The 25,448-nt window shown below is 64.5% G+C and carries 21 protein-coding genes; 9 read left to right on the top strand and 12 right to left on the bottom strand.

The annotated features are described in order from the left end of the window. Nucleotides 1-18: 18 nt before the first annotated feature. Nucleotides 19-666, top strand: a complete 648-nt coding sequence (locus tag HFP57_RS02665) for a metallophosphatase domain-containing protein (protein ID WP_176868348.1) — start codon at nucleotides 19-21, stop codon at nucleotides 664-666. A 249-nt stretch (nucleotides 667-915) separates the two neighbouring features. Here the strand turns inward: HFP57_RS02665 and HFP57_RS02660 are convergent, their stop codons facing one another. After that, a complete protein-coding gene (locus tag HFP57_RS02660) occupies nucleotides 916-2,100 on the bottom strand; it encodes a serine hydrolase domain-containing protein (protein WP_176868346.1) in 1,185 nt (394 codons plus the stop codon). Nucleotides 2,101-2,199: 99 nt separating this feature from the next. Continuing rightward, nucleotides 2,200-2,622, bottom strand: a complete 423-nt coding sequence (locus tag HFP57_RS02655) for a hypothetical protein (RefSeq protein WP_176868344.1) — start codon at nucleotides 2,620-2,622, stop codon at nucleotides 2,200-2,202. 270 nt (nucleotides 2,623-2,892) lie between these two features. Here HFP57_RS02655 and HFP57_RS02650 point away from each other — a divergent pair, with 270 nt between their 5' ends. Continuing rightward, nucleotides 2,893-4,482: an AbgT family transporter gene (locus HFP57_RS02650; protein WP_176868342.1), complete on the top strand. Its 1,590-nt coding sequence runs from the start codon at nucleotides 2,893-2,895 to the stop codon at nucleotides 4,480-4,482. Nucleotides 4,483-4,698: 216 nt separating this feature from the next. Here the strand turns inward: HFP57_RS02650 and HFP57_RS02645 are convergent, their stop codons facing one another. The 8 genes from HFP57_RS02645 to HFP57_RS02610 all read right to left on the bottom strand — a co-directional run bounded on the left by HFP57_RS02645 (nucleotide 4,699) and on the right by HFP57_RS02610 (nucleotide 15,063). After that, nucleotides 4,699-5,460, bottom strand: coding sequence for a hypothetical protein (locus tag HFP57_RS02645; RefSeq protein ID WP_176868340.1), 762 nt, complete (start codon nucleotides 5,458-5,460; stop codon nucleotides 4,699-4,701). Nucleotides 5,461-5,569: 109 nt separating this feature from the next. Beyond that, on the bottom strand, nucleotides 5,570-6,769 hold the full coding sequence (locus HFP57_RS02640) for a serine hydrolase domain-containing protein (RefSeq protein WP_176868338.1): 1,200 nt from the start codon (nucleotides 6,767-6,769) through the stop codon (nucleotides 5,570-5,572). A gap of 152 nt (nucleotides 6,770-6,921) precedes the next feature. Then, nucleotides 6,922-8,199: an SAM-dependent methyltransferase gene (locus tag HFP57_RS02635; RefSeq protein WP_176868336.1), complete on the bottom strand. Its 1,278-nt coding sequence runs from the start codon at nucleotides 8,197-8,199 to the stop codon at nucleotides 6,922-6,924. A 165-nt stretch (nucleotides 8,200-8,364) separates the two neighbouring features. Then, complete coding sequence (locus tag HFP57_RS02630; protein ID WP_176868334.1) at nucleotides 8,365-9,756, bottom strand: cryptochrome/photolyase family protein; 1,392 nt, start codon at nucleotides 9,754-9,756, stop codon at nucleotides 8,365-8,367. Further along, nucleotides 9,753-10,703, bottom strand: a complete 951-nt coding sequence (locus HFP57_RS02625; RefSeq protein ID WP_176868331.1) for a metal-dependent hydrolase — start codon at nucleotides 10,701-10,703, stop codon at nucleotides 9,753-9,755. Before HFP57_RS02625 ends, HFP57_RS02630 begins: the two co-directional genes overlap by 4 nt. A gap of 6 nt (nucleotides 10,704-10,709) precedes the next feature. Continuing rightward, nucleotides 10,710-11,750, bottom strand: a complete 1,041-nt coding sequence (locus HFP57_RS02620; protein ID WP_176868329.1) for a 2-oxoacid:ferredoxin oxidoreductase subunit beta — start codon at nucleotides 11,748-11,750, stop codon at nucleotides 10,710-10,712. 439 nt (nucleotides 11,751-12,189) lie between these two features. Then, nucleotides 12,190-14,064, bottom strand: coding sequence for a 2-oxoacid:acceptor oxidoreductase subunit alpha (locus HFP57_RS02615; protein ID WP_176868327.1), 1,875 nt, complete (start codon nucleotides 14,062-14,064; stop codon nucleotides 12,190-12,192). Nucleotides 14,065-14,163: 99 nt separating this feature from the next. Continuing rightward, nucleotides 14,164-15,063, bottom strand: coding sequence for a histone deacetylase family protein (locus HFP57_RS02610; RefSeq protein ID WP_176868325.1), 900 nt, complete (start codon nucleotides 15,061-15,063; stop codon nucleotides 14,164-14,166). A gap of 50 nt (nucleotides 15,064-15,113) precedes the next feature. Here HFP57_RS02610 and HFP57_RS02605 point away from each other — a divergent pair, with 50 nt between their 5' ends. The 3 genes from HFP57_RS02605 to HFP57_RS02595 are packed head-to-tail and all read left to right on the top strand — an operon-like array spanning nucleotide 15,114 to nucleotide 17,939. Beyond that, nucleotides 15,114-16,457 (top strand): MATE family efflux transporter, encoded by a 1,344-nt coding sequence (locus HFP57_RS02605; RefSeq protein WP_246263261.1) that lies wholly within the window; start codon nucleotides 15,114-15,116, stop codon nucleotides 16,455-16,457. Between the two features lie 22 nt (nucleotides 16,458-16,479). Further along, nucleotides 16,480-17,454 (top strand): alpha/beta hydrolase, encoded by a 975-nt coding sequence (locus HFP57_RS02600; protein ID WP_343045249.1) that lies wholly within the window; start codon nucleotides 16,480-16,482, stop codon nucleotides 17,452-17,454. Continuing rightward, nucleotides 17,451-17,939 carry an RNA pyrophosphohydrolase gene (locus tag HFP57_RS02595; protein WP_176868323.1) on the top strand — a complete coding sequence of 163 codons (489 nt, stop codon included), beginning with the start codon at nucleotides 17,451-17,453 and terminating at the stop codon, nucleotides 17,937-17,939. The genes HFP57_RS02600 and HFP57_RS02595 overlap by 4 nt, the downstream gene beginning before the upstream one ends. Before the next feature lie 198 nt (nucleotides 17,940-18,137). Here the strand turns inward: HFP57_RS02595 and HFP57_RS02590 are convergent, their stop codons facing one another. After that, the gene (locus HFP57_RS02590; RefSeq protein WP_176868321.1) at nucleotides 18,138-20,294 is read right to left on the bottom strand and encodes a malate synthase G; all 2,157 of its coding nucleotides are present in this window, start codon (nucleotides 20,292-20,294) and stop codon (nucleotides 18,138-18,140) included. Between the two features lie 134 nt (nucleotides 20,295-20,428). Here HFP57_RS02590 and HFP57_RS02585 point away from each other — a divergent pair, with 134 nt between their 5' ends. The 4 genes from HFP57_RS02585 to HFP57_RS02570 all read left to right on the top strand — a co-directional run bounded on the left by HFP57_RS02585 (nucleotide 20,429) and on the right by HFP57_RS02570 (nucleotide 24,435). After that, complete coding sequence (locus HFP57_RS02585; protein WP_176868319.1) at nucleotides 20,429-21,637, top strand: hydrolase; 1,209 nt, start codon at nucleotides 20,429-20,431, stop codon at nucleotides 21,635-21,637. A 159-nt stretch (nucleotides 21,638-21,796) separates the two neighbouring features. Continuing rightward, nucleotides 21,797-22,813 (top strand): arginine N-succinyltransferase, encoded by a 1,017-nt coding sequence (locus HFP57_RS02580; RefSeq protein WP_176868317.1) that lies wholly within the window; start codon nucleotides 21,797-21,799, stop codon nucleotides 22,811-22,813. 12 nt (nucleotides 22,814-22,825) lie between these two features. Next, nucleotides 22,826-24,079 (top strand): N-succinylarginine dihydrolase, encoded by a 1,254-nt coding sequence (locus HFP57_RS02575; RefSeq protein WP_176868315.1) that lies wholly within the window; start codon nucleotides 22,826-22,828, stop codon nucleotides 24,077-24,079. A 95-nt stretch (nucleotides 24,080-24,174) separates the two neighbouring features. After that, a complete protein-coding gene (locus tag HFP57_RS02570; RefSeq protein WP_246263260.1) occupies nucleotides 24,175-24,435 on the top strand; it encodes a hypothetical protein in 261 nt (86 codons plus the stop codon). A gap of 2 nt (nucleotides 24,436-24,437) precedes the next feature. Here the strand turns inward: HFP57_RS02570 and HFP57_RS02565 are convergent, their stop codons facing one another. Continuing rightward, nucleotides 24,438-25,394, bottom strand: coding sequence for an MBL fold metallo-hydrolase (locus tag HFP57_RS02565; protein WP_176868314.1), 957 nt, complete (start codon nucleotides 25,392-25,394; stop codon nucleotides 24,438-24,440). Nucleotides 25,395-25,448 lie beyond the last annotated feature (54 nt).

The raw sequence follows: 25,448 nt of genomic DNA, 5'->3' as shown, positions 1-25,448 counted from the left end.
CGTAAGAGCGACCCGCCAATGTCCGTTTCCGTCACCATCATCAGCGATACTCATGCGATGCACGGATCGCTGTCACTGCCGGGCGGCGATATCCTGATCCATTGCGGCGACATGCTCGATCTTTTCGACCGGGACGCGGCGGCGTTGACGGATATCGACGACTGGTTCGGGCGGCAGGATTACCCAACAATCCTTGTCACCGGCGGCAATCATGACCTTGCCCTGGAGGCCGCGCTGGCGCGCACGAAGCAGCCGTTCCGCAATGCCCGCTACCTTCAGGACGAACGGCTCACCGTCGAAGGACTGGATATCTACGCCGCGCCCTGGGTCCCCGAACTGGCAAGCCATGCCTTCCATCTCGACGATGACGCGCTGCGCGACAGATGGGCGGCAATCCCTTCGGGGCTCGATATCCTGGTGACCCATGTGCCGCCCGCCGGGATACTGGACCACTCGAGCCGCGGCCATTCGCATGGTTGTCCGCACTTGGCCGCACAGATCGAACGGATCGCTCCGCGCCTCCATTGTTTCGGCCATGTCCATGCCAGCGCGAGCCAGGTCCGCATCGGCGATACGCTGTTCGTTAACGCGAGCTCGGCGATCAGCGGTGAGCGCGCCGTGAGAGCCCCATTCGTGCTGGACGTCGAGCCGGGTCGCACGGCATAGCGCACAACAATATTGCCGTAACTTTGCAAAGTTGACATACAGCGTTTCCCTCGTCCGCTCCACCTCACGGCCATCGATCGCGCCGTCAACGGTACGCGCGAGGAGGTCTATCATGAGCGCAGGCCGGTCCGCCGCCGGATTCGGTACCACAGTCGCCACCTGCAATGGATGCGCCGCGCGCGAATATGGCCGCCAACCGCGCGGTTGTAGAACCGATGGACCGGGAAGCGCGACTTGCCGACCGCGCGCCTATTCCGCTTCGGCGGATTGTTGCGCCTGCATGCGCTCGTACAGGGCGCGATAGTGGCGCGCCATGCGCAGATCGGGATCGACCAGTTCCATCAGTTCGAGGCCGGCGACCCAGGCATTGCCGCCGCTGAAGAAAAGGACCAGGCCGTCGCCGCTTTGCGGGCTGAAATAGACCTGCGCATGTTCGCCGAAATCGTTGCCGCTATGGTTGAGGATCATGCGATCGGGTTCGCCGAACAGCGTCCAGCCAAGGCCGAAACCCAACGGGCTCGGGCATTCTTCCGCGGGCAGGATGCATTGATAGCCGAGCTCGGTTTCCGAGCTGGAATGCAGCCGCTGGCGTTCCTCCGCCATTTCCGGGCTCAGACCCTCGCCGGCGATCACCCTGGTGAGCAGGTCCGCATATCCCTCCACGCTCGCGAAAAGATTGTCGGCAGCGCTCCATTGCCCGATTTCGATCTCGCCGCCCTCTTCCGATCTCGTGAAGGGCGGGAAGGTGCGGCCGTCCGGCGTCCGCGCCTGCGGCACCCGGCCCGCCAGATCGGGTGTTCGCCGAACCGATATGCCGGTCACGCCGAGCGGGTCGAGCAGGGTCTGCTGGACGATATCGGGATAGGACGCCCCGAACCGTTCTTCGAGATAGCGCGCGAGGATCCGGATGCCGGCGCCCGAATAGCGGATCTCTCCCTGGCCGGGATCGGCTACGAAGGCGAGCTTTCCGTCGTCGTACAGATAGGGCCAGTTCAGCAGACCGGCCTGATGCGACAGGATCAGCCGCGGCGTCAGCTGTTCATAGCGCGGATCGGCGGACAGATCGGGATGCCGGTAAAATTCCGCGATCGGATCGTCGAGCGACATTCCGTCCCGGCCGACGAGCCGGAGAACCGTCTCGGCGATAATCGTCTTCGCGACCGAGGCGGTGTTGAACATCGTGTCCGTCGATGCCGGTACGCCGGGCGCCTGTTGGCCATAGGCCGCCGCCCATTGGACTTCGCCATTCTCGATCATCGCAATGCCGAGAGCGGCGATCCCGGGTTGGGCGACGAGCTGCTGCGCTCTTTCGGAGATTTCCGAAGGCACGGCCGCGTCGCCCGGCGACGGGCCTGCGCCCGACAGCGCGTGCGCGGCGGAACCGGAGAAAGCCAGCAGACACGCTACGGCTGCGATTGAGTGAAAATGTTTCAATGCCGACTCCTAGTGCATTACTTACATAAAACACTAGAACAGATCGCGATTTTCGCGTCAAGCGGCCGGCTTCGATTGCTCGTGGCGAAGCTGCCGCCGCTACCGCCGCGGCACGAAATTGGCGACATAGGTCTGCCCGCGCGCGGTCGCGACGCAGGCGATCGTCGAAAGCGCCTCGCCGCGATGGAAAATCTCGCAGGTTCCGGTGGCCGGTCGCGGTTCGTTGGCGCGAAGCCGTATATGGCTGACGGCCATGCGATCGCCGGCCAGCGCGCCTTCGAAGCGGATCATCGATCCCCAGCTGTCGCGGCGGAAATCGAACGTATCGCGATCGCCGCCCGGATCGATCGCGACCGAATCGCACAGGGCGAAGGAATGATCGCCCTGCTCCAACAGCGGCGCGAACCGGTCGGCATATTCGCATTGCCCGCGCCATTCGCGGGCGCCCGTCCCGTCGGCGGGCGCTGCAACCAGCGCCATTGTCAGGATGACGATCGTTCCCAGGGGTGCTGCGATGGTCATGGAATGCCGGTGTCCCAATCCTTGTGCCGAATGTCGAACGGCGCTCCCGACGCGCATCGCCGATGGACGCCCGTCCGAAGCCCAGGCGCCCACCCTATGCGGATTCCATGAAGGCCGCGTGAACGGCCCGCCCCGACAGGGGGCGGTCCGGTGAAGCGCGCCGCCGGTGCCGCTCTGGACTCGCTTCTGCCTTGTAATCATAAGGTTGGCTTCGCGCTGCGCGCTCTCCGGTCGCGGCAGTATCCGGTACGATCTCGATTGGAGACCTTGATGGCCGACGGTCAGCAGCAGGCGATTGAACCGCGCCGCAACGCCTTCACCCGCTTTCTCGACGGCGTCGAATGGCTCGGCAACCTGCTGCCCCATCCGGTGACCCTGTTCGCCATATTGGCGGTGGGGATCGTCGTCGTCTCGGGCCTGTTCGGATGGATGGGCGTGGCGGTCGTCGACCCGCGGCCGGCCGGTGCGCCCGGCGTCGCCGAAGACGGCATGATCCGCGCGGTCAGCCTGCTCGACGGCGACGGCGTGCGGCGCATCTTCACCAATCTCGTCGGCAATTTCACCAGTTTCGCGCCGCTCGGCGTGGTGCTGGTGGCGATGATCGGCGTCGGCGTCGCCGAGCAGTCAGGCCTCCTCTCGGCCGCCGTGCGCAGCATGGTGCTGGGCGCACCGCCCAAGCTCGTGACGGTCGCGATCGTCTTTGCCGGGATCGTCTCCAATACCGCATCGGAAGTCGGCTATGTCGTGCTGATCCCCTTGGCCGCGGCGATCTATTATGCGCTGGGCCGGCACCCGCTGGCCGGCATGGCGGCCGCATTCGCCGGGGTGTCGGGCGGCTACAGCGCCAACCTGCTGATCGGCACGATCGATCCGCTGCTCGCGGGCATCACCCAGGAGGCCGCGCGCCTGATCGATCCCGACTATGTCGTGCTGGCGACCGCCAACTGGTACTTCATGGTCGCCTCCACCTTCCTGATCACGATCGTCGGCTCGCTGGTCTCGATCTACATCGTCGAGCCGAAGCTCGGGAAATATAACCCCTCCCAGGCGGACCCGACGATCCTCGACGACCATATGATGCAACCGCTCGAGCAGAATGAGAGGAAGGGTCTGCGCTGGGCCGGTATCGCGCTGCTCGGCGTGCTCGGCCTGATGGCGCTCACGCTGGTTCCCGACTGGGGCATATTGCGCAATCCGGAAACCGGCGACCGCATCGATTCGCCCTTCTTCCAGGGTTTCGTCGTCTGGATCCTGATCTTCTTCGTCGCCATCGGCTATGCCTATGGCCGGGCGGTCGGCACGATGAAGACCGATCGCGACGTGATCGACGCGATGGCCGCCGCGCTCTCCTCGCTCGGCCTCTATATCGTGCTGGTCTTTTTCGCCGCCCAGTTCGTCGCCTTTTTCGGCTGGACCAATCTGGGCGCGATCACGGCGGTGACCGGCGCGCAATTCCTGCAGGAGAGCGGGCTGACCGGACCCGCGCTGTTTTTCTTTTTCATCCTGATATGCGCGATGATCAACCTGTCGCTGGGCTCGGCCTCGGCGCAATGGGCGGTCACCGCGCCGATCTTCGTGCCGATGCTGATGCTGATCGGCTACGCGCCCGAGGCGATCCAGGCGGCCTACAGGATCGGCGATTCGACGACGAATATCATCACGCCGATGATGAGCTATTTCGGACTGATACTGGCCTGGGCGACGCGGTACGAACGCAATCTCGGCGTCGGCACGCTGATCGCGATGATGCTGCCCTATACGATCTTCTTCATCATCACCTGGTCGATATTCTTCTTCGTCTGGACCTTCGTGCTCGGGTTCCCGGTCGGACCGGGATCGCCGACCTATTACACGCCCTAGGCGGTGGCGGACTGCGGCATAGTCATGACGATCCAGATTGGAAACGCCGTCATTGCGACCCCGGGCTCGTGCCGGGGGAAGCAATCCAGAGCCTCAATCGGTATCGTTCGCGGCTCTGGATTGCCGCGTCGGACCGAAACAAGTTCGGCCCTCCTCGCAATAACGCTTCATGCAATGCAGTAGCCTAAGTTGACATAGTGGACACACAGCCGCCGTTCAGGATTTCTCGTCTTCTGCCCCATTGCCGCCCCGGTCCTCCGCTGGTTCGGGCAGCGTCGCGGGCGGCTCACCCTCTTCTCCCGGCAGTCTCCGGCTCCACTCTTCCTCGGCCTCGGTGAGTCGGCGCAAGGACGGTTCGATCGCTTCGGGCTTTTCGAGGCCGCGCTGGCGCATCCAGCCCTCCAATTCGGTGAGCGGCGCCCAGTTCAGCGGATCGCGCACCCGCAACATCCATTGCAGGTGGCGATTGTCATATCTGTCCCGCCACCCGACGAACTCGCCTTTGTAATAGACTTGCTCCTCGGTGCCGTTAACCGCCCGGTCGAACGCCGTCGTGGCGAGGACATTGGTGCAGGCGCGCAAGGCCTCGTCCCACGCCTTGCGGATATGCGCGCTTTCTTCGCGATTATAGAGGTTATAGGCCGACTGGCGCGACATGCCGACGATCCGGCAGGCATCCTTGATGCTGGCCGTGGAGCGCAGTGCTTCGAGGAATCTTTCGATCCGGTCGGGCGTCCAGCCGTCATGCCGCTGGCGACGCGCGGGCGGACGATCGACCTCGGCGGCCGCCAGCTCCTCTTTCGAACAATAATAATAAGCCGCGAAACTCCCATCCGCCTGGCGCGGCAGATTCTCCATCGGCCCATGATCGGGATGGGTCGGCGGAACGGGCCGGCCGTCCGCGTAGAAGAAACCGGTGTCCTTGGCGGTTTCGGGGTGCCGCGTGGCGGGTTCGGTGGGCAGCGATTTGTCCGTCATCCGACAGTATAGGTCAGATGTTTTCCAACATTTCAAGGAAATAGGGTTTTTTTGGAATGGAGCTAATATGCCGAAAACCCAGATTCGACCCTCAACCGCAAACTGGCATCTACTCTCCGCCCCCCTCCGCATCCACCGCCATCTGCACCGCGCGGTAAAAGGCATTGCGCCGCTCCCGATACCCCGCTTCACTCGCCACCGGCCAATTCCCATTGCTCGCGATCACCAAATTCCGCGCCGGATCGATGAAAATGCCCTGGCCGAAGATGCCCTGGGCGGCGAAGCTGCTATCGTCGAAGGTCCACCATTGATAGCCGTAACCGCGGCCCGGCGCGCCGATATCGGCCTGGCGGGTGCCCGCCGCCGCGAACCAGCCTTCTGGGACGACGCGCTCGTCGCCGATCGTGCCGCCGCCCAGCACGAACAGCCCGAAGCGCGCATAGTCGCGCACCGTCGCCGAGATGCAGCAGCCGGCGATCTCGTTGCCGCCCGCATTGACGATCCATTCGCCGTCCTGCGCCATGCCGATGCGCGACCAGATCTTCTGCGACAGATAGTCGGCGAGCGGCATGCCGACGGCGTTGGCGACGACCACGCCGATCAGGTTGGTCTCGCCGGTATTGTACTGCCAGCGCGTGCCGGGTTCGACCTCGCTTTCCAGCGTGCGCATATAGGTGACGACCGGGTCCACGCCGGGCTCGGGCGTGACCTGGTTGAACAGCGATACGTCCGAATTGGGATCGGTATAATCCTCGTTCCAGCGCACGCCCGAGGTCATCGTCAGCAGCTGGCGGACGGTCACGCCGTCATAGCCGCTGCCCCGAAGCTCGGGGATGTAATCGGTGACGGGCGCGTCGAGCGACGCGATATGGCCGTCGGCGATCGCCGCTCCGACCAGGGTGGAGGTCAGCGACTTGGCGACCGAGAAGCTCGTCCAGCGGGTATCGACATCGGCGCCCATCCGATAGCGTTCGAGCCGGACCTCGCCATTATGGATGACGATGACGCCCGCGGCGCGCTGGTCCGCGAAATAGCGGTCGAGCGTCCAGCTCTCGCCGTCGATCGCAATCGCGAGATCGAGACCGGGGCCGCGCGGGAGTTCGCGGAACGTGTCGGCATTGGGGATCGTGCGGACCGGCGCGAGTTCCTCCATCCGCGGAAAGGCGAAATCGCGCTGCGGCTGCGTCCACATCAGGATATTGAGATCGGTTGGGACGTGGCTTTCCGCTTCGGCCGTGTCTTGCGCGTTTGCGGGGGAGGCGAGCGCCAGTCCAAACGTTGCAGCAGTAGCCAAGATCAGTTTCTTCATTTTCGTTCCCGTGTCGATGTATTCAATACGTCATTGCGAGCGCAGCGAAGCAATCCAGAGCGGCTGGCGATACGCTTTGCGGCTCTTGATTGCCGCGTCGCCCCGAAACAAGTTCGGGCCTTCTCGCAATGACGGAAAAATGTTGAGCCCCATTAATCCTCTTTCACCAGCGTCACCTGCGCGACGTCTATGCCGCCGGCCTGAAACCCGCCTTCGCAATACATCAAATAATAGCGCCACAGATCGTGGAACCGCGCGTCGAACCCGTCCGGCAGGCGCTGCTCGGCGATCGCCCGGTCGAAATTCGCGCGCCAGCGCCGCAGCGTCTCGGCATAATGGGTGTGATAACCCGTGCGGTCGCGCCAGCTGAGGCCCTGTTCGCGGGCGATATGCGCAAACCGGCCTTCCTCGATCAGCATGCCGCCCGGAAACACATAGGTCTGGATGAAATCGGTGTTCGCCGCATAGCCCTCGAACATCCCGGCGTCCATCGAGATCAGCTGGATCGCGGCCCGCCCGCCGGGCTTCAGCCGCGCGGCGATCGCGCCGAGATAGGCGGGCCAATATTCCTGGCCGACCGCCTCGACCATCTCGACGCTGGCGACGGCGTCGAAGCTGCCCGCAACGTCGCGATAGTCGGTCAGCTCGACCCGGCACTGGCCGGCGAGCCCCGCATCGGCAAGCCGCTGTTCGGCATGGGCCTTCTGCTCGGTCGAGAGCGTGATACCGGTGACCTCCGCGCCATAGTCGCGCGCCGCGACCTCCATCAGCCCGCCCCAACCGCAGCCGATCTCGAGCAGCCGGTCACCGGGCTTGAGGTCGAGCCGGTCGAGCAGCAGTTTGAGCTTGCGGTGCTGCGCCGCTTCGAGATCTTCCTCCCCGCCGATCGGTTCGGCGAACACCGCGCTCGAATAGGTCATGCTCGGATCGAGCCAACTGGCGTAGAAATCGTTGCCGAGATCGTAATGGGCGGCGATGTTGCGGCGAGCGTTTTCGCGATTGTTGGCGCGCATCCGGTGCGCCTGGCGGTTGACCCAGCGCGCGAGGCCCTTGGCGCGCCCGGTATTGCCGAGCGTTTCCTGGTTGACGACGAACAGTTCGAACAGCTTTTCGGGCGCGGGGCTCGCCCATTCGCCCTCGGCCCATCCGCGATACCAGCCCACCGAGCCCGACGTCATGAGCCGGATCAGCGGCCGCCAGCTTGTGAGCTCGATCTCGGCGGCGACGCCCGGCGCCCGGCCGCCCAATATGCGCGTTTCGCCGTCGGGCAGCCGTGCGTCGAGTTGCCCTGTCGCGAGGCCGGCGTCGATCCGGTCGAGCAGCTTGTGGAAACCGGGCGCGAACAGGCGCGACAGCCGGGACGATCCGGTCGAAAAACCGCGATCCGCCTTCAGCAGATGCTCCCCGCGCGGTGACGGACTGCTCGCCATAACCCCTCCTGCGCGGGCTTATGGCCCAAAAAGGTTGCCCAGGGCAACGCTTCCATATCTGCATTTGGGTGACCGTCACCCCGGACTTGATCCGGGGTCCAGGGCGGTAGGCGATATCGCTTTGGGCTCTGGATTCCGGATCAAGTTCGGAATGACGTACGGGGGTTATGCCTTGACCTTTTTATAGGCGTCGAGCGCCCGCTGCCGCGCTTCGCGGTGGCCGATGATCTTGGCCGGGTAATCCTCCGGCCGGCAGCCATGCTCTTCGGGATCGTGGACATAGGGATCGTCGATGTCCGCCAGCTCGGGCACCCAGCGGCGGATATAGTCGCCCGCGTCGAATTTCTCGGACTGGCTGAGCGGCGCCATGATCCGCACGAACATGTTGGAATCGACGCCGGTGCCGGCGACCCATTGCCAGTTGGTGGCGTTCGATCCGTAATCGGCGTCGACGAGCGTGTCCCAGAACCATTGCTCGCCCTCGCGCCAGTCGATCAGGAGATGCTTGATGAGGAAGCTCGCGGCGATCATGCGGACGCGGTTGTGCATCCAGCCCGTCGCCCAGAGCTCGCGCATCCCGGCGTCGACGATCGGATAGCCGGTCTCGCCCCTGCACCAGCGGTCAAATTCCTCACGTACGGCCGAAGAGCGGAAATCGCGCCAGGGAAAAGCGTCGAACTGGTCGCGATAGCCCTCCCCGCCATATCGGGGGAACTGGCAGATGACATTCTGGGCGTAATCGCGCCAGACCAGCTCCTTCTGGAAGGTCGTGACGTCGCGGCCGGGCCCCGATACGCGGTGCCAGACATAGGCGGGCGACACCTCGCCGAAATGGAGATGCGGCGAGAGGCGCGCGGTGCCTTCGACAGAGGGTAAATTGCGGCGATTATCGTAGCGCGTCGCCTTGTCGACGAAACTGTCGACATTGCGCCGCGCGCCCGCCTCGCCCGGACTCCAGACGTCGAAGCCGGTGGCCCAGTTGGGCTTGGTCGGCAACAGACCCCAATCGCCGAGATCGTCGCTGGCCGGCCATTTCCCGGGCGCATCGATCGTCTGCGGCGTGCGGGCCGGCTCGGCCGGCGGCATATGCTCGCGCAGCGATTTCCAGAAGGGTGTGTAGATCTTGTACGGGTCGCCGCTGCCGGTCGTCACCGCGCCCGGCGGCATCAGGTAATTTCCGTCGTGCAGGCAGAGCGCGACGCCGTCGGGCAGCGCGTCCTTCAGGTCGCGTTCCGCGTTGCGCCACCAGGGCTCGTAATGGCGCAGCGCGTGGATTTCCGATGCCCCGGCCTTGGCCGCGATATCGGCGAGGATCGTCGCGCTCGCGCCGCGCCGCAGGATCAGCCGCGAGCCCTTGTCGCGCAGGCTTTTGTCAAGCGAATCGAGCGAATGATGCAGCCACCAGCGCGACGCCGAACCCATTATGCGATGCTGGGGCGTTTCGTCGTCGAGGACATAGACGGGAATGACCGGTCCCCCGGCGGCGGCGGCCACAAGCGCCGCCTGATCGGACAAACGGAGATCGCGGCGGAACCAGATGATGGAAATACTGCTCATTCCGGAACTGTTACATCAACCGTGAAGCGATCCCCAATACCGTCAAAGGTGAATCTCTGGTCCCGCAACAACACCCTTCCCTCCCGGCGCTCGACGAACGGCATCCGCGCCCAGAACAGATAGGCCCGGGCGTCCGGATTGTCGGCGGAAACGGTGCTCCAGTCGATCTCGGCCATCCCGTCGGGCCGGGTATCGTCGTTCAGGGTCACCACGTCTTCTCCGCCGAACAGCGTGAAATAGCCGCTGCCGATCTCGCCCTGCCCGCGCCAATGCATATCGCGTGCCCAGAATGTGATCGGCAGATTGTTGGCGACGACGAGTTCGGCCGGCTGGCCCCTGACTTCGGCAACTTGCTGGCTGGTCAGGTGCTCCGCCCGATTGGAGATCAGGCCGTTGGCGCCGATATAGGCAAGAACGATGGCGAAGGCGGCGATGGCGGGGAGCCGCCAATCGTCCCGCCCGCTCCGCTCCCGCCATATCGAGAGCCACAAGGCGATGCCCAGCGCCGCCCAGACCCAGACATCGATAATGAACAGCGTATCGCCATAGACCCATCGATCGGAGAATGGCTCGAGCAGGCGGATCCCGTAATTGTTCAGATAGTCGAGCGCCGGATGGCTGAGCGTGCCGATATAGGCCAGCGCCAGCAGCCAGCCTTTGCGGAGTGACAAACGATCGGGCGGCCGTTTCCCGCGCCGCGCCTGCCACCGGTCGAAGGCGATCATGATGCCGGTCAGCAGGACCGGCAGCACCAGCACCGCCAGTGGCCCGTGGGTAATGCCGCGGCGGATGGCGAGATGCTGATGGCCGCCGAGCAGGGTCGCGAGCGCATCGATGTCGGGAATATTGGCCGCGATGATGAGCGTGGCCATGCCGAGGCCGGTTTTCTTCTTGAGCCCCATCTGGCCGAGCACAGCCCCGGCCAGGCTATGGGTCAGATTGTCCATGCCGGATTACAGCTCCGGTCCGTCCTCCTCCACGGTCCAGGTCTGGCCATGCTCGATCAGAGCCTGCAAATCGGTGGGTTTCCCTTTCGATACCTCGTCCTTCTGCTTGGTCAGCACCTGGTTGAAGGTCGGGCGCGGGTCGTCATAGATCACGCCGAGCGCCATCGGATATTCGCCGAACGGCATTTCGACGAGCATATAGGCGAGCGTATGGTTGGTCTGGTCGTGGCGCAGCACGCCGGCGGCCTGCCAGTCGCCATCGACGACATCGACGACGATGGGCTTCAGATGTTCAGGATGCTCGCGGTCGAGCGCGAGGCCCTTGGTGCCATTGGCGAACAGCAGCGGCTCGCCATGTTCGAGCCAAATCTGCGTGTCCGTCGCCGTTTTCTTGTTGACGAATTCCTCGAACACGTCCTCGTTGTAGACGATGCAGTTCTGGAAAATCTCGACGAACGCCGTGCCCTTGTGCGCATAGGCGGCCTTGAAGGCGTCGGTCAGCTTCTTGTTCACATCGATCCCGCGGGCGACGAAGCGCGCGCCCGAGCCGAGCGCGAAGGCGCAGGGATTGACCGGCCGGTCGACCGATCCGAACGGCGTCGACGGGCTCGTCGTCCCGGTGCGCGAGGTCGGCGAATACTGGCCCTTGGTGAGGCCATATATCTCGTTATTGAAGAGCAGCACCTGGCAATCGACATTGCGGCGCAGCAGGTGGAGCATATGGTTGCCGCCGATCGACAGGCCGTCGCCGTCGCCGGTGACGAGCCAGACATCGAGCTCCGGATTGGCGAGCTTGACCCCCGTCGCGACCGTCGGCGCGCGGCCGTGGATCGTGTGGAAGCCATAGGTCTCCATATAATAGGGGAAGCGCGACGAGCAGCCGATGCCGGAGACGAACACGGTGTTGGCGGGATCGGCGCCGATTTCGGGCATTGTCCGCTGCACGGCCTTGAGGATCGCATAGTCGCCGCAACCCGGACACCAGCGCACTTCCTGATCGGTTTCCCAATCCTTGAGCGTCGTCTTGACAGGAGTCATGTCGTTCATCGGCTTGTCCTCGACCAGTGATTTGGCGGCATGGATACATCGTTCACTCTGTCGTCACCCTGAACTTGTTTGGTGTTTGTCCCTTTCCGACAAGGATCGTCATTGCGAGCGTAGCGAAGCAATCCAGAGCGGCAAGCGACGTCGCCTGCCGCTCTGGATTGCCGCGTCGCCCCGAAGCAAGTTCGGGCCTCCTCGCAATGACGAAAACCACCTCTGTGGCCGTTCCTTGTCCGAAGGGGATAACCGCCAACTTGTTTCAGGGTCCACTGTTCCATCGGCACCGTCTTCGCAGCAGGAAGAGTGGATGCTGAACCAAGTTCAGCATGACGGTTGTGATTTAAGACCTCGCCCATGGCAGCCTCCTCAGCTCCACAGCATGTAAATAATAACCAGGATCACAACCAGCATCCCGACCAGGGGCAGAACGCTTTTCGGCTTGTCATCCACCGAGATGCTCCTCGATCGCCGCTTCGATTTCGGCAATGCGGAAGGGCTGGCCCGACACCTTGTTCAGCGGCCGGGCGTCGACCAGATACTGGTCGCGCAGCACGGTCTTGAGCTGGCCCTTGTTCATTTCGGGAACCAGGATCCTGTCGTAGCTCTTCAGCAACTCGCCCAGATTGCGCGGCAGCGGCCAGACATAGCGCAGATGAATATGCGCAACGCTGTGTCCCTTGGCCCGTGCGCGGGCGACGGCCTGGTGGATCGGGCCATAGGTCGATCCCCATCCGACCACGGCGAGCGTCTCGCCCGCTTCGCCGAGATCGACGTCCTGCTCGGGCACGTCGTCGGCGACGTTGAGGATTTTCTGCGCGCGCAGATCGGTCATTTGCTGATGGTTCTCGGGCGAATAGTCGATATTGCCGCTGCCCGAACCCTTCTCGATACCGCCGATCCGGTGCATCAGACCCGGCGTGCCGGGTTTCACCCAAGGCCGGGCGAGTTTGTCGTCGCGTTGATACGGATTGAAATGGTCGCCCTCGTCCGACGTTTCTTCATAGAAAGACACAGGAAACGGCTCGAATTCATTGACATCGGGCATTTTCCAGGGCTCGGCCGCGTTCGCGATATAGCCGTCGGTCAGCAGCATCACGGGGGTCATGAACCGGGTCGCGATGCGGCACGCCTCGATCGCGCAGTCGAACGCATCGGACGGCGAACGGACGGCGATTACCGGCATCGGCGCATCGCCGTTGCGGCCGTAGATCGCCTGGTACAGGTCCGACTGTTCGGTTTTGGTCGGCAGGCCCGTGGACGGGCCGCCACGCTGCGAATTGACGATGACGAGCGGCAGCTCGGTCATGATCGCAAGGCCCATCGCCTCGCCCTTCAGCGCGATGCCGGGACCCGAGGAGGAGGTCACGCCCAGCGAACCGGCATAGCTCGCGCCGATCGCCGCGCCGATCGCCGCGATCTCGTCTTCGGCCTGGAAGGTGGTGACGCCGAACTGTTTGAGCCGCGAGAGATGATGGAGGATCGCCGAGGCCGGGGTGATCGGGTAGCCGCCGAAGAACATCGGCAGGTCGGCAAGCTTCGCGCCGGCCAGCAGGCCGAGCGAAATCGCCTCCGCGCCTGTCACCGTGCGATATAGCCCCGGCTCGGCCGGCGCGGCGTCGACATGGCGGGGCTGGAAGGCATAGCCGAGCTCCGCCGTCTCGCCATAGGCGTGCCCGGCATTGAGCGCCGCGATATTGGCCTGGGCGACCTCGGGCTTCTTCGCGAATTTGGCCTCGAGCCAGTCGATCACCGGCTGGCGCTTGCGGTCGAACATCCAGAGCGAGAGTCCCAGCGTCCACATATTCTTGCAGCGCAGCGCTTCCTTGTTCGAAAGGCCGAACGGCTTCACCGCTTCGAGCGTCATTTCCGACATGTCGAGCGAGAGCAGCTGCCATTTGGCGAGCGACCCGTCCTCGAGCGGGTTTTCTTCATATCCCGCCTTGGAGAGGTTGCGGTCGCCGAACGCGCCGCTGTCGGCGATGATCAGTCCGCCTTCGCGCAAATCCTCAACGTTGGTCTTGAGTGCCGCCGGGTTCATCGCGACCAGCACGTCCGGCGCGTCGCCCGCGGTGCGGATCGCATGGCTGCCGAAATGGATCTGGAACGCCGAAACGCCGAACAAGGTGCCTTGCGGCGCGCGGATTTCCGCCGGGAAATCGGGAAAAGTCGCGAGATCGTTGCCCGCCAGCGCCGTCGACAGCGTAAACTGCCCGCCGGTCAGCTGCATCCCGTCGCCGCTGTCGCCCGCGAAGCGGACAACGACCGAGGCCGCATCCTCGGGAGCTTTGTGTTTGATCGTTTCCGCCGCGCTGGCCATCAGATTACTCGCATTGTTCTTCTTCGGTCTTCCTATGCACAGCCGGGGCGCGGAACAAAATAGAAAAAATCGATAGCGATTCAGCGATACTTGGTTGCCTCACTGGGCCGCCTCGTCGGCCAGCGCGAGGATCGTCCGCGCATGCCGCGCGGCAACTTCGCCATGATCGTCGCCATAGCCGCCGCCCAGAACGCTGGCGAGCGGGATATTCCGCCGCCGCGCTGCGCCCATCACATAGCGGTCCCGCACCTCAAGTCCCGCATCGCTGAGACCCAGCCTGCCGAGCCGGTCGTCCCGGTGCGGATCGACCCCCGCCTGATACAATATGATCTCGGGCGCGAATTGATCGAGAACAGCCGGCAGCGTCTTTGCGAGCGCCGCCAGATAGCCGTCATCCTCCAGTCCGTCCGGCAGGCCGATATCGAGCGACGAGCGCGCCTTGCGGGCCGGGAAATTCTTTTCGGCATGAACCGACAGGGTGAAGATATCGGGCCGTCCGGCGAGCAGAACGGCCGTGCCGTCGCCCTGATGCACGTCGCAATCGAGAATGAGCACCCGGTTCGCGCGGCCCTCCTCCACCAGACGGTTCGCCGCGACGGCGAGGTCGTTGAGCACGCAATAGCCGGCCCCGGTATCCGGCAGCGCATGATGGCTGCCGCCCGCGCCATTGGCGGCATAGCCATGGTCGAGTGCCAGCAGCGCCGCAAGCCAGGTCCCGCCCTGGGCCAGCAAGGAGCGCTCGCGGATATCGGGCGTCACCGCGAAACCGATCCGCCGTTCCTTCGACCGCGGGACGGCGGCGGCCATCACCTCGGCGACATAATCGCCATCGTGCACGGCTTCGATCCATCGGCGCGGCATCGGCTCCGGCGCATGGACGGTCGTGGCGCGGCCGCTATCGGCCAGCGCCTCCCGGACCAGCCCGTATTTGTTGAACCGGAACGCGCTGCCCTTCGGCGCGGGCGCGACATAGCCCGAATGATGGACGAAATGCAGCATCGCAAATGCATATAGGCGCTTCGTCGCCGACAGACTATGACCGGCGCTCCATGCACCGGCCCCTCCCTTCCCACGATCCGCGCGCCATCTGGTCGATCGCGATCCCCGCCATGGCGACCAATGTCGCGACCGCGCTGATCGGGATCGCCGATATCTGGATCATCGGCCAGCTCGGCGATGCCGCGGCGCAGGGCGCGGTCGAGATCGGCGCGCGGCTGCTGATGAGCCTGCTCGTGGTGTTCAACTTCCTCAAGACCGCGACGACGGGCCTCACCGCCCAGGCCGCCGGGCAGCGCAACGAACAGGAGAAGATGGCCGCGCTGTTGCGCGCATCGGCGATCGCGCTCGCGATCGGCCTGGTCCTCCTCGCGACCAAGCCGGTGACGGTGCCGCTCGGCCTCGACCTGCTCGAAGCGGGCGACGAGGTCCGCGCGGACGCCGCGCTCTATGTCGATATCCGCTTCTGGGCGGCGCCGGCCTGGCTGCTCAACGCGGCGCTTGTCGGCTGGCTGATCGGGCTCCGGCGCGTGCGGACCGTCCTCGCCGTCGAGGTGGCGGTCAACCTGATCCATGTAGGGCTCGGCGTGCTGTTCGTGCTCGTCTGGGACATGGGCGTCATGGGAATCGCCTATGCGACGCTGATCTCCGAAACGGGCAAGCTCGCCATGCTGCTGGTGGCGCTCCTGCCCAGCGCGAAATTCCCGGCATTCGCTGCGGCGGCGCGGCGGCCGGACCTTTGGGAGGCGGGGCGGATGGGCGCGCTGTTCCGCGTCAATCGCGACCTGTTCCTGCGCACCTTGCTGCTGACCGCGGCAATCCTGCTCGTGACGCGCCAGGGCGCGATCCAGGGCACGACCATCCTCGCCGCCAATGCGATCCTGTTCCAGATGTTCATGCTCACCGCGCTGCTGCTCGACGGGTTCGAGAACGCGGCGCAGGTGCTGTGCGGCGAGACGATCGGTGCGAAGGACCGGGACGGGTTCGACAAGACGGTGCGGCGGATCATGTTGCGCGGGATCGGGACCGCGCTGATCCTCACAGGCTTTTTCGCGGTCGCGTCCGGGCCCGTGGTCGCCAGCTTTTCGACCGACCCGCAAGTCGTCGAAACCGTGCTGCGTTACGATATCTGGCTGCTCGCCCTCCCACTCGCCGGCGTCGCCTCTTTCGTCATGGACGGGGTGTTCGTCGGCGCGACCTGGACGCGGGCGATGCTCGGCACGATGGCCGCCGCCTTCATCGCCTATGGCGCGATGCTCTGGCTGACGACGCCACTCGGCAATCACGGCCTCTGGCTCAGTTTCACCGTGTTCCTGCTGATCCGCGCGGCCGGCCAGTTCGCCATGACCCCGCGACTTGCCGCCCGCACGTTTGCGCCTATAACGGCCGAAAAATAGAAGAAATCCGGAGACAATGCCGATGCCTTATATCCGCCCCGATGTGCAGATGATGCTCGACCTGCTGAAAGCGCAGGAAGGCCCGAAGACGCACGAAACCGATCCGGCGACCGCCCGCGCGCTGATGGACATGGTCTTCACCATGGCCGAACGCCCGGCCGGCGAACTCGCGATCAAGCGCGATTTCACGCTGCCGGGCCCGGCCGGGGACATTCCGGCCCGGCTCTACGATCCGCGCGAGAGCCGCGAACCCGGCCCGGTCGTGGTCTTCTATCATGGCGGCGGGTTCGTGATCGGCAATATCGAAACGCATGACGGGCTGTGCGCCGAAACCGCGCGCACGCTCGATCTGCCGGTGATCTCGGTTGACTATCGGCTCGCCCCCGAAGCCCCCTTCCCCGCCGCGCCCGAGGATTGCATCGCCGCCGCGCGCTGGATCGCGAGGAGCCCCGACGAACTGGGCCTGAACGTTACAGGCCTGATCCCGGTCGGCGACAGCGCGGGCGGCAATCTCGCGGCGGTCACCTCGCTCGCGCTGCGCGACGAACCGGCGGACGTCCCCGTCATCGCCCAATGGCTGATCTATCCGGCGACGGACATGAGCGCCGATGGCGGCTCGATGGAGGATTTCTCCGAAGGCTTCCTCCTCGAAGCGGCGACGATGGAATGGTTCGGCAATCATTATGCCGGCGACGAAACCGACTGGCGGCTCAATCCGGTGCTCAAGGACACGGCCGGACTGCCGCCGACGGTGCTGGTGACGGCAGGCCTCGATCCGCTGCGGGACCAGGGCCGCGAATATGCGGGCAAGCTGATCGCGGGCGGCGTCCATACCGTCTATCGCGAGGCCAGCGGCAATATCCACGGCTTTGCGAACCTCCGGAAGATCATCCCCTCGGCGCATGACGATGTCGTCGCCTGTCTCGACGCGCTCAAGCTGATCCTCGCCGAAGTCGAGGCCGAAGCCGCGCCGGAACAGGCCGCCGCCGCCGAATGAGCAAGGGCGAAGGCCTGCCGTACCGGCCGTGCGCCGGCGTCATGCTGTTGAATACGGAGAAGCGGGTCTTTGTCGGCCAGCGCACCGATCATCGCGAGCATGAATGGAGCGGCGCGTGGCAGATGCCGCAGGGCGGGATCGATCCCGGAGAGGCGCCCGAGGAGGCCGCCTTTCGCGAACTCGAGGAAGAGACCGGTATCGCGAGCGCCAAGGCGACGCTCGTCGCGCAGGCCTCGCGGGAACTGATCTACGACCTGCCCGAGGAACTGATCGGCAAGGTCTGGAAGGGCCAATATCGCGGCCAGCGGCAAAGCTGGTTCCTGATGCGCTTCGAGGGCGCGGATTCCGACGTCAATATCGCAACCGAACACGCCGAATTCCGCGCCTGGAAATGGGCGGAGCCGGTCGACCTTCCCCAATTGATCGTACCGTTCAAAAGGCAGTTATATAAGGAGCTTCTGACCGAATTTTCAGAGTATTTGTGAGCAATTAACTGGTCGATTATCCTTCTCCCTTGATGGGAGAAGGATAAGAAGCCTTGGCGAGGAACGAGCTTAGGCGGAATTGGATGAGGGTGATTCAGCCGCCTGCGTTGCCGCCAATGGCTGGGTCACCCTCATCCAACTTCAACTAACCAGCAAGCTGGCAAGTTTTCGTATCCTTCTCCCATCAAGGGAGAAGGATCAGTCGCCCTTCACCTTGCGGCGATATTCGTGGAGCAGGGGCTCGGTATAGCCGCTGGGCTGCGCGACGCCTTCGAACACCAGCGCGCGGGCCGCCTGGAAGGCGATACTGTCCGGGTTCCCGGTCATCGCCTCATAGGAGGGATCGTCGGCATTCTGCCCGTCGACCTTGGCCGCCATCCGCGCGAGCGCCGCATCGACCTCTTCGGTGCTGCACACGCCGTGGTGGAGCCAGTTGGCCATGTGCTGCGAGCTGATCCGCAAGGTCGCGCGGTCCTCCATCAGGCCGACATCGTGAATATCGGGCACCTTGGAGCAGCCGACGCCCTGGTCGATCCAGCGCACGACATAGCCGAGTATCCCTTGCGCATTATTGTCGAGTTCCTCGCGGATTTCGTCCGGCGACCAGTTGATTCCCTCGGCCAGCGGAATCGTGAGCAGCGTGTCGAGCGACGGGATCGGCTCGGCTTCCAGTTCCTTTTGCCGTTCGAACACGTCGACGCGGTGATAGTGGAGCGCGTGCAGGGTCGCGCCGGTCGGGCTCGGCACCCAGGCGGTGTTCGCTCCGCTTTGCGGATGGCCGATCTTGGCTTCCATCATGTCCGCCATCAGATCGGGCGCGGGCCACATGCCCTTGCCGATCTGCGCCCGGCCGGAAAAGCCGGCGGCGAGCCCGATCTGGACGTTGCGCGCCTCATAGGCCTGCAACCAGCCGGCTTCCTTGATCGCCGCCTTGCGCATCATCGCGCCGGCCCGCATCGAGGTGTGGATCTCGTCCCCGGTGCGATCGAGGAACCCGGTGTTGATGAAGACGATCCGATCCTTCACCGCATGGATGCAGGCGGCGAGATTGGCCGATGTCCGCCGTTCCTCATCCATCACGCCCACTTTCAGCGTATGCCGTTCGAGCCCCAGCATATCCTCGACCGCGTCGAACAGCCGGTCGGTGAACGCGACTTCCTCAGGCCCGTGCATCTTGGGCTTCACGATATAGACCGAACCGGCGCGGCTGTTGCGGTATCGCCCGAGCCCCTTGAGGTCGTGCATCGCGATCAGGCTCGTCATGATGCCGTCGAGAATGCCCTCGGGCGCTTCCGATCCGTCGGGCAGCAGCACCGCCGGATTGGTCATCAGATGGCCGACATTGCGGACGAACAGCAGGCTGCGGCCGGGCAAGACGATTTCATCCGTTAGGGCTGAGCCTGTCGAAGCCCGATTCTCCTCCGATAGACGTCCTTCGACAAGCTCAGGACTAACGGGCGTATATCGCCTGTCATCCGCGAGCGCGCGCGTCATCGTCCGGCCGCCCTTGGCGAATTTTGCTTCGAGATCGCCGCGCATCAGGCCCAGCCAGTGGCGATAGGCCAGCACCTTGTCCTCGGCGTCGACCGCGGCGACCGAATCTTCCAGATCGACAATCGTGGTGAGCGCCGCCTCGACGATCACATCGGAGATACCGGCTTTGTCGGTCTTGCCGATCGGGTGGTCGCGGTCGATCGCGACCTCGATATGCAGGCCGTTGTGCCGGAACAGCATGGATTCGCCGTTCGTCCCGACGAGCTGGGCCGGGTCCTTCAGACCGGGCGTGCCGCCCGCATAGTCCGCCCAGCTGCCATCGGCGAGCGGCAGGAATTCGTCGAGCAGGTCGCGCGCCGCCGCGATCACCTGCGCGCCGCGCTCCGCGTCGTAACCGCCCGGTTTCGGGCTCCCGGGCAGGACGTCCGTGCCATACAGCGCGTCATAGAGGCTGCCCCAGCGCGCATTGGCGGCGTTCAGGAGGAAGCGGTCGTTGAGCACTGGCACGACGAGCTGCGGCCCGGCGATCCGCGCGACTTCGTCGTCGACATTCCCGGTGCCGATCTCGAACGCCTCGGGTTCGGGCACGAGGTAGCCGATTTCGGTCAGGAAACTGCGATATTCGGCCTGGTCGACGGGTCGGCCGCGATGCGCCTCATGCCACGCGTCGATCCGCGCCTGAAGTTGCTCGCGCTTTTCGAGCAACGCCCGGTTCTCCGGCGCGAAATCGCGATAGATGGCCGCCATCCCCCGCCAGAACTGCTCGGGCGCGATATCGAGGCCGGCCAGCGCCTCGGATTCGGTGAAGCGGGCGAAACGCGAATCTACGCGCAGGCCCGCGCGCTCGACATAATCAGACATGGATACTCCCTGTTCGCACAGCGCGATGCGCCATTGGTCGGCAGATGGTGGGGAGGAGAAGCCGCCCTATGCCGCGTCGCGTTTGGGGATGCAAGGTGGTGACGCACGGCCCGTCTCGTCCTAAGGCGGTCGCGATGACAGAGATGACGGAAGACGAACGCGACGCCCTCGAGCGCGCCGCCGACGAGCCGATGCTCGAACAGACCGAGCGCTGGGCGAAGATCAACAGCGGCTCGGCCAATCTGGCCGGATTGGCGCGCGTTGCCGGCGAGCTTGCCGACGCCTTTGCCGCCCTGCCCGGCGATCTCGAACTGGCCGATCCCGTGCCCGGCGAGATCGTCCGACCCGACGGTTCGGTGGTGCAGCGCGAGACGGGGAAGAATTTGCACGTGACCGTGCGCCCCGATGCACCGGTCCAGGTGCTCCTTACCGGCCATATGGACACGGTGTTCGGCGAAACCCATCCGTTCCAGGAACTCACCTGGCTCGACGACAATACGCTCAACGGGCCGGGCGTGACGGACATGAAGGGCTGCATCGCGCTGATGCTGTCGGCGCTTAAGGCGATCGAGGCGTCGCCGCTCGCCGAACGGATCGGCTATGAGGTCGTCATCAATTCGGACGAGGAGATCGGCTCGCCGGGATCGGCCGCGCTGCTCGCCCAGGCGGCGAACGGCAAGCTCGCGGCGCTGACCTACGAACCCGCCCTGCCCGACGGCACGCTCGCCGGCGCGCGGGGCGGCAGCGGCAACTGGTCGATCATCATTTCCGGCAAAAGCGCCCATGCGGGCCGCAACCCGGAAGAGGGCCGCAGCGCGCTGCTTGCGGCGGCGGAGCTGGCGCTGAAACTTGAAGCAGGGATCGGGCCCGGTCTCAAAGTCAATCCGGCGAAGATCGAAGGCGGCGGCGCGAACAATGTCGTGCCCGATCATGCCGTGCTGCGCCTCAACATGCGGCCCGAAACGCTCGAGGATCAGGAGCGTGCGCATAAACTGCTCGACGAAGCGGTCGCCGATATTTCCGCGCGGCGCGAGGTCGATATCCATGTCCATGGCGGCTTCGGCCGGCCGCCCAAGCCGATCGACCCGGAGGCCGAGAAGCTGTTCGGGCTCGTGAAGGAATGCGGCGCCGATCTTGGCCTCGACATCGCCTGGAAATCGACGGGCGGGGTCTGCGACGGCAACAATATCGCGGCGTGCGGCGTGCCCGTGGTCGACACGATGGGCGTGCGCGGCGGCGCGATCCATTCGCCGGATGAATTCTTGATAGTCGATAGCCTGCCGGAACGGGCCCAGCTTTCCACGCTGGTGCTGCTCCGGCTCGCCCAGAGGGGAAGATTATGAAGAACTCCTGCCGCAACCTGAATCGTCATTGCGAGCGCAGCGAGGCAATCCAGAGCCAAAGGAGCATCGCATGTGGCTCTGGATTGCTTCGTCACCCCGAAACAAGTTCGGGCTTCCTCGCAATGACGAACCCGATCTGTTTGCTGGAGGCACAATAGCATGAGTTTCGTTGTCCGGGCCGCACGCCGCGACGATGTCGACCAATTGTACGAAATGGCCAAGCTGACCGGCGGCGGGTTCACCAACCTGCCGCCCGACCGCGCGGCGCTCAACGAGAAGCTGGCGCGGTCCGAAGAGGCCTTCGCCAAGACCGAGGGCGAATCCGCCAACGACCTGTTCCTCCTCGCGCTCGAAAGTACCGAGACGGGACAGGTGCGCGGCACGGCGCAGATCTTCGCCGCGGTGGGTAAGCGCTGGCCCTTCTACAGTTACCGGATCAACACCTATACGCAGCACAGCCAGGAACTCGACCGGACCTTCACCTCGAAGATTCTGTCGTTGACGACCGATTATGAAGGTGCGTCGGAAGTCGGCGGGCTGTTCCTTCATCCCAACGAGCGCGCCGGCGGGCTGGGCATGCTGCTAGCGCGCAGCCGCTATCTCTTTATCGCCATGCATCGCGAACGGTTCGGCGACACGGTGATCGCCGAGCTGCGCGGCGTCATCGACGAGGCCGGCGGATCGGCCTTCTGGGACGCGCTTGCCGGCAAATTTTTCGGCATGTCCTTCCAGGAAGCCGACGAATTCAACGCGCGCAACGGGCACCAGTTCATCGCCGACCTGATGCCCAAACATCCGATCTATCTGAACATGCTGCCCGACAGCGCGCGCTCGGTGATCGGCGTGCCCCACCCTTCGGGCCGCGCGGCGATGCGGATGCTCGAAAAGGAAGGTTTTCGCTACAATAATTATATCGACATCTTCGACGGCGGCCCGACCATGGAAGCCGATATCGACCGGGTGAAGAGCGTCGCGGAATCGCGCACGGCGACGATCGCGGCGATCGACGGCGGCGATGCGACGCAATCGCTGGCGGCCACCGGTACGCTCGAGGGCTTTCGCTGCTGCTATGCCGACATCACGATGCGCGGCGACCAGGAGGTCGAGATCGATGCCGACGCCGCAAAAACGCTGGACGCCGATACGGGCACAGCGATCCGCTACGTGCCGCGCTAGGGGAACGGCATCATGGCTCTGGCAGAAATCAATTTCGACGGGATCATCGGGCCGTCGCACAACTATGCCGGGCTCAGCCTCGGCAATCTCGCATCGGCGCAGAATGCGGGGCGGATCTCGGAACCGAGAGCCGCTGCGCTACAGGGCATCGAGAAGATGCGCACCAATATCCGGCTCGGGCTCGTCCAGGGCGCGTTTCTGCCGCAACGGCGGCCGGACACGGCCTGGCTCGCAACACTGAGCACCGACGCCGCCCATGCCGGCCCCGCCTTGCTCGCCAACGCCATGTCCGCCTCCTCGATGTGGACGGCAAACGCCGCCACGGTCTCCCCGGCGCCCGACACCGACGACGGCCGCTGCCACATGACCCCGGCCAATCTCGTGACGATGCCGCATCGCAGCCATGAATGGCCGGAAACGATGGCCCAGCTGAAAACGGCTTTCGCCGACGATGCGCATTTCGCGGTCCACGAACCGGTGCCCGCGCCGTTCGGCGACGAGGGTGCCGCGAATTTCATGCGGCTCGCGCCCGCCCATGCCGAGCCGGGTATCGAGATATTCGTCTATGGCGAGAGCGGCGGCCCCTACCCCGCCCGCCAGCATGTCGAAGCATCCCAAGCGGTCGCGCGCAAGCACCGGCTCGATCCCGACAGGACGCTGTTCATCGAACAGTCACCCGCCGCAATCGCCGCCGGGGCCTTTCATAACGACGTCGTCGCCGTCGCGAACGAGACCGTCCTGCTCTGCCACGAACAGGCCTTCACCGATCCCGATACGCTCTATAAGGGGCTGCGCGCGCTGATGCCCGAGGTCGTCATCGTCGAAGTTCCCGCCGACCGGGTGTCGCTCCGCGAGGCGATCAAGACCTATCTGTTCAACGCCCAGCTCGTAACCCTTCCCGAGGGCGGGATGGCGCTGATCCTGCCGACCGAAGCCCGGGAAAGCGAAGCCGTCTGGCCCTGGCTCGAGGAAATGGTCGCCGGCAATGGGCCGATCCGGAAACTGATACCGGTCGATGTGCGCCAGTCTATGGCCAATGGTGGCGGGCCCGCCTGCCTGCGCCTCCGCGTGCTCGCCGATCCGGGCACCGTCGATCCCCGCTTCCTGATGGACGAGGCCAAGCTCGATGCCGTCGGCGCGGTCATCGCCTCGGAATGGCCGGAAACGATCGACGGCGATGCGCTGGCCGATCCGGATTTATGGGCGCGGATCGCCTCGGCGCGCGCGGCCCTGTACGAGGCGCTGTCCCTGACCGAACTGATCTGAGCGCCATTGTCGGATTAACTTACAATTTACCATGTCCCTTAATCGCGGAATGCCGGATTTCCGGGATTGGCACGGCAATTGCTTAATAATTCCCTATGTGGAATCGTGTCGCCCGGCTGTTCGTCATCAAGAACCGGTTCGAGGCCTATCTGATCATCTATGCGCTCGCCGTGGGTGCGACGGCCCGCGCCCAGCTCTACCTTATCCAATACAAGGGGCCGACCGGGATCGTGCTGGCGCTGTGCTGCACCGGCGCGGTATTTCTCGGCGGCGCGAAGATACTCGACGCCACGCCGAGAAAGCCCCGGCATAAACGACTCCGCAAACTCGCAAACCGCTGGCAATCGGAGCTCTGATCTCAGCGCTTGAGTTCCGCCATGAGCGAGAACAGACCGACGATATCGGGCGCCGACGCGTCGCCGCGATACTCGCGGTAGAGCGTGTCGACATTGACCGCGATCCGCTCGGCATCGATCCAGCTTGCATAATCGCCGAGCGCGATGTCGTGCGCCGCATCGCGGACCGAGAGGCCGGCATCGAAGCGCTGGCGGGCTTCGCGATCGACGAACCGCAGATAGTCCTGCAATTTCCGCACATCGGCCTTGTCGGCGATCGGTCCGTGGCCGGGAACGATCGCCTCGACATCCATGGCGAGGATCCGGTCGCAGGCCGAGATCCAGTTGCCGACCGGCCCCGCCCACATGATCGGCGTTCCGTCGATGAACAGGATATCGCCGGTATAGACGATCCGGTCGTCGGGCAGATGGACGAGCACGTCACCCGCCGTATGCGCGGGCCCGACCTCGATCAGCGAGACCCGCTTGTCGCCGACCTTCAGTTCCAGCTCTCCGGAGAAGGTTTTCGTCGGAGCGCGCTCCGCGACGTTCGCGAAATCGAAATCACCGAAAATATCGAGCAGGTACCGGCCCGTCGGCCCGAGTCCGGGCGCCGCTTCCATCATTGTGTGGAGCATGGCGGCGTCGACTTCCGCCATTTCCTTCGCGCTGGCTTCGGAGGCGATGATCTCGGCATGGCGGCACAGCCCGTTGCCATGGGTGTGGTCGCCATTGGCATGGGTGTTGACCACGGTCCCGATATCGTCGCCGGATAGCCCCGTCGCGTCGGCCATCGCGTCCAGCATGTCGGCGGTCAGCCGCGCATCGAACAGCGTGTCGACCAGCAGCGACCGATCGCCGTCGACGATCAGGCCCGAATTGGACCAGCCCCATCCGCCGTCCGGCTGCAGCCAGGCCCAGTTTCCCGAACCCAGATCGTGGAGACCTTTTCGATAATTCCACGCCGTGTGTTTCGCCATTTTGTTCTCCCAAGCATCCGGGATCCGCTTTATGCCACGAATGATAGCCATTTA

It is taken from the genome of Parasphingopyxis algicola, from assembly GCF_013378075.1.
Lineage (GTDB): Bacteria > Pseudomonadota > Alphaproteobacteria > Sphingomonadales > Sphingomonadaceae > Parasphingopyxis > Parasphingopyxis algicola.
This window is presented reverse-complemented; position numbering and strand designations above follow the sequence as displayed.